At 46.0% G+C, this 4,364-nt stretch carries 2 protein-coding genes; both read left to right on the top strand.

Annotation, left to right across the window (positions count from 1 at the left end; genetic code table 11):
• Positions 1–1,091: glutamine-hydrolyzing carbamoyl-phosphate synthase small subunit (gene carA, locus AB4496_RS24585; protein WP_372132425.1), on the top strand; the 1,091-nt coding region annotated here is incomplete at its 5' end.
• Between the two features lie 16 nt (positions 1,092–1,107).
• Complete coding sequence (carB, locus tag AB4496_RS24580; protein WP_009848393.1) at positions 1,108–4,338, top strand: carbamoyl-phosphate synthase large subunit; 3,231 nt, start codon at positions 1,108–1,110, stop codon at positions 4,336–4,338.
• The last annotated feature ends 26 nt before the right edge of the window (positions 4,339–4,364 follow it).

The following is a 4,364-nucleotide window of genomic DNA, read 5'->3' as shown; positions in this document are numbered from 1 at the left end:
GTGAAGTCGTTTTTAATACCTCGATGACGGGGTACCAAGAAATCCTCACTGATCCTTCCTATTCTCAGCAAATCGTTACCCTTACTTACCCTCACATTGGCAATACCGGAACCAATTCCGAAGATGAAGAATCTTCTTCAATCCATGCTCAAGGCCTTGTGATTCGCGATCTCCCTCTAATCGCTTCTAACTTCCGTAATGAACAATCCCTTTCTGATTACCTTAAGTCGCAAAACGTTATTGGTATCGCTGATATCGATACTCGTAAGCTGACGCGTATTCTTCGTGAAAAAGGCGCACAGAACGGTTGTATCGTAGCTGGCTCTTCAGTAAATGATGGAAATTTAGACGAAGCTTTGGCTCTAGCTAAAGCAAAAGAATTCCCTGGCCTGAAAGGTATGGACCTTGCGAAAGAAGTTACAACAAAAGAAGCGTATCAATGGAAACAAGGTTCGTGGACGCTTACGGGTGGACTTCCTGAAGCGAAAGCAGACTCTGAATTGCCATACCACGTTGTTGCTTATGACTTCGGTGCAAAACGAAACATCTTACGAATGCTTGTTGACCGCGGCTGCCGCCTAACGGTTGTTCCTGCTGAAACTTCTGCTGAAGAAGTACTTGCTCTGAACCCAGACGGTGTTTTCCTTTCAAATGGCCCTGGTGACCCAGAACCATGTACTTACGCAATTGAAGCAACAAAAGTGTTCCTAGAAAAAGGTTTACCAATCTTTGGTATCTGTCTAGGTCACCAGATTCTTGCTCTTGCGTCAGGCGCTAAGACAGTGAAAATGAAGTTTGGTCACCACGGTGCAAACCACCCGGTTAAAGATTTAGAACGTGATGTTGTGATGATTACTTCACAAAACCACGGCTTTGCTGCTGACGAAGATACGCTTCCAGAGACATTACGAGCGACTCATAAGTCTCTATTTGATGGTTCTCTACAAGGTATCCACCGTACAGACAAACCAGCATTTAGCTTCCAAGGTCACCCAGAAGCAAGTCCAGGTCCAGAAGATGCGGCGCCGCTATTCGACCACTTCATTGAATTAATTAACCAGTCTGTTGCAAACAAACAAGACAAAGCGTAATCCGGAGTAGTAGATAATGCCAAAACGTACTGACATTAAAAGTGTTCTAATTCTAGGTGCTGGTCCGATTGTTATCGGTCAAGCATGTGAGTTTGATTACTCTGGTGCTCAAGCTTGTAAAGCACTTCGCGAAGAAGGTTACCGAGTTATTCTTGTAAACTCGAACCCAGCGACAATCATGACTGACCCAGACATGGCTGATGCGACTTACATCGAACCTATCCAATGGGAAGTTGTTCGTAACATCATCGCTAAAGAGAAGCCTGATGCAGTTCTACCGACAATGGGCGGCCAAACTGCACTTAACTGTGCGTTAGATTTAGAAAAATACGGCGTACTTGAAGAGTTCGGCGTAGAGATGATTGGCGCAACTGCTGACGCTATCGATAAAGCTGAAGACCGCTCTCGTTTTGATAAAGCAATGAAAGCTATTGGTCTTGAGTGTCCAACGGCTGATACAGCGAAAACGATGGAAGAAGCTTACAAAGTTCAAGAAATGGTTGGTTTCCCTTGTATCATTCGTCCATCGTTTACGATGGGTGGTACAGGCGGTGGTATCGCTTATAACAAAGAAGAATTTGAAGAAATTTGTCGTCGTGGTCTGGATCTTTCTCCAACCAACGAACTTCTAATCGATGAGTCACTTATCGGTTGGAAAGAGTATGAGATGGAAGTGGTTCGCGACAAGAACGACAACTGCATCATCGTATGTGCGATTGAAAACTTTGACCCAATGGGTATTCACACTGGTGACTCGATCACCGTGGCTCCTGCTCAAACGCTAACAGACAAAGAATACCAACTAATGCGTAACGCTTCTCTAGCGGTACTGCGTGAGATTGGTGTTGAAACGGGTGGCTCAAACGTACAGTTTGGTATTAACCCGAAAGATGGCCGTATGGTTATTATCGAGATGAACCCACGTGTATCTCGTTCTTCTGCACTTGCTTCTAAAGCAACAGGTTTCCCAATCGCTAAGATTGCAGCGAAACTGGCTGTTGGCTTTACGCTAGACGAGCTAATGAATGACATCACTGGTGGCGCAACGCCAGCATCATTCGAACCAACAATCGATTACGTAGTAACTAAGATTCCTCGTTTTAACTTCGAGAAGTTTGCAGGTGCTAACGACCGTCTAACGACTCAAATGAAGTCGGTTGGTGAAGTTATGGCTATCGGCCGTAACCAACAAGAATCTCTACAGAAAGCACTTCGCGGTCTAGAAGTTGGCGCAACTGGTTTTGACGAAATGGTCGACCTAGATGCACCTGACGCACTAACGACGATTCGCCATGAGCTTAAAGAAGCTGGTTCTGACCGTATTTGGTACATCGCAGATGCTTTCCGTGCTGGTATGTCAGTTGATGGTGTATTCAACCTAACGCAAATTGACCGTTGGTTCCTAGTTCAAATCGAAGACATCGTAAAACTAGAGCAAGAACTCAAAGCGAAAGGCTTTGCTGGTCTGAATAAAGACGAGCTAATGAAGCTTAAGCGTAAAGGTTTTGCTGATGCTCGCCTATCTAAGATTCTAGGTGTAGCAGAAAGCGAAATCCGTCGTCTACGTGACCAATACGATATTCACCCAGTCTACAAGCGTGTAGATACTTGTGCGGCTGAGTTCTCTTCTGATACGGCTTACATGTACTCATCTTACGATGATGAATGTGAGTCGAACCCAACAGACAAAGAGAAAATCATGATCTTAGGCGGCGGTCCAAACCGTATCGGCCAAGGTATTGAATTCGATTACTGTTGTGTACATGCATCTCTAGCACTACGTGAAGATGGCTACGAAACAATCATGGTTAACTGTAACCCTGAGACAGTTTCGACAGACTATGATACGTCTGACCGTCTGTACTTTGAACCAGTAACTCTGGAAGACGTACTAGCAATCGTTCGTGTTGAGAAGCCAAAAGGCGTTATCGTTCAGTACGGTGGTCAAACACCACTGAAACTGGCTCGTGAGCTTGAAGCTGCTGGCGTACCAATCATTGGTACTAGCCCAGACGCAATCGACCGTGCAGAAGACCGTGAGCGTTTCCAAGTTGCTGTTGACCGTCTTGGTCTTCTACAACCAGAAAACGCGACAGTAACAACAATGGAGCAAGCGGTAGAGAAATCTCGCGAAATCGGCTTCCCACTGGTTGTTCGTCCTTCTTATGTTCTTGGTGGTCGAGCGATGGAAATCGTATACGACGAGCAAGACTTACGCCGCTACTTCAACGAAGCAGTTAGCGTTTCAAACGAATCTCCAGTACTACTTGATAGCTTCCTAGACGATGCTGTTGAAGTGGACGTTGATGCGATTTGTGACGGTGAGCGTGTTGTTATTGCGGGTATCATGGAGCATATCGAGCAAGCGGGTGTTCACTCAGGTGACTCAGCATGTTCTCTTCCGGCTTACACGTTAAGCCAAGAAATCCAAGACGTAATGCGTGAGCAAGTTGAAAAGCTAGCGTTCGAGTTGGGTGTTCGTGGTCTAATGAATACGCAGTTTGCTGTTAAGAACAACCAAGTGTACCTAATCGAGGTTAACCCTCGTGCAGCACGTACAGTGCCGTTCGTATCGAAAGCAACAGGCGCAGCAGTCGCTAAGATTGCAGCTCGTGTGATGGCAGGTCAATCGTTAGAGTCTCAAGGCTTTACGAAAGAAATCATCCCACCTTACTACTCAGTGAAAGAGGTTGTTCTTCCGTTCAACAAATTCCCTGGTGTTGATCCACTGTTAGGCCCAGAAATGCGCTCTACTGGTGAAGTTATGGGTGTTGGCGCAACGTTTGCTGAAGCATACTCTAAAGCTGAATTGGGTTGTGGTCACATCTACCCTGAAGGTGGTCGTGCATTGCTTTCTGTTCGCGAAGGCGACAAAGAGCGTGTTGTTGACCTAGCATCTAAGCTATCTAAGCTTGGTTACCAGCTAGACGCAACTCACGGTACAGCTGTTATCCTTGGCGAAGCGGGCATTAACCCACGTCTAGTAAACAAGGTACACGAAGGTCGTCCTCACATTCTTGACCGTATCAAGAACAACGAGTACACGTACATCGTGAACACTGCGGCTGGCCGTCAAGCGATTGAAGATTCTAAAGTTCTTCGTCGTGGCGCATTGGCTGAGAAAGTGAACTACACGACTACGCTAAACGCAGCATTCGCGACTTGTATGGCGCACACTGCAGACGCAAAAACGTCAGTAACTTCAGTTCAAGAGCTACACGCACAAGTTAAAGCTTCTCTAGCTTAATAGACTAACGCGTATCGCTGTTAAGC

It is taken from the genome of Vibrio sp. 10N.222.46.A1, assembly GCF_041473595.1.
Taxonomy (GTDB): domain Bacteria; phylum Pseudomonadota; class Gammaproteobacteria; order Enterobacterales; family Vibrionaceae; genus Vibrio; species Vibrio tasmaniensis_A.
This window is presented reverse-complemented; position numbering and strand designations above follow the sequence as displayed.